Genomic DNA, 560 nt, shown 5'->3' with positions numbered 1-560 from the left:
ACCTCGGCCTCCGCCGCCGCCTACGCCACCCAGGCCGGGCTGAAGTGCGCGGTGCTGGTGCCCGACGGGAAGATCGCCATGGGCAAGCTCTCCCAGGCCGTCGCCCACGGCGCGCAGATCCTGCAGGTGAACGGCAACTTCGACAACTGCCTGGACGTGGCGCGCAAGCTGAGCGAAAACTACCCGGTGTTCCTGGTCAACTCCGTGAACCCGGCGCGCATCCAGGGCAGAAGACCGGTGCGTTCGAGGTCGTGGACTTCCTGGGCGACGCCCCGGACTACCACCTGCTGCCGGTGGGCAACGCCGGAAACATCACCGCCTACTGGCGCGGCTACACCGAATACGCGGCCGAGTACACCAACCCGGCCGGTCAGGTGCTGCCGGCGGTGGCCACCAAGCGCCCAATCATGTGGGGCTTCCAGGCCGAGGGCGCGGCCCCGATCGTCAAGGGCCACCCGGTGACCGAACCGGACACCATCGCCACCGCGATCCGCATCGGCAACCCCGCCTCCTGGCAGCAGGCCGAGGCGGCCCGCGACGAATCCGGCGGGCTGATCGAC

At 69.8% G+C, this 560-nt stretch carries 1 pseudogene; it reads left to right on the top strand.

The window, feature by feature from the left end:
* Positions 1–560, top strand: a pseudogene (locus JCM19049_RS17140) (pyridoxal-phosphate dependent enzyme); the annotation flags it as partial.

It is taken from the genome of Arthrobacter sp. JCM 19049, from assembly GCF_001310435.1.
The sequence above is the reverse complement of the archived record's forward strand: the minus strand, read 5'-3'. Positions and strand labels throughout refer to the sequence as shown.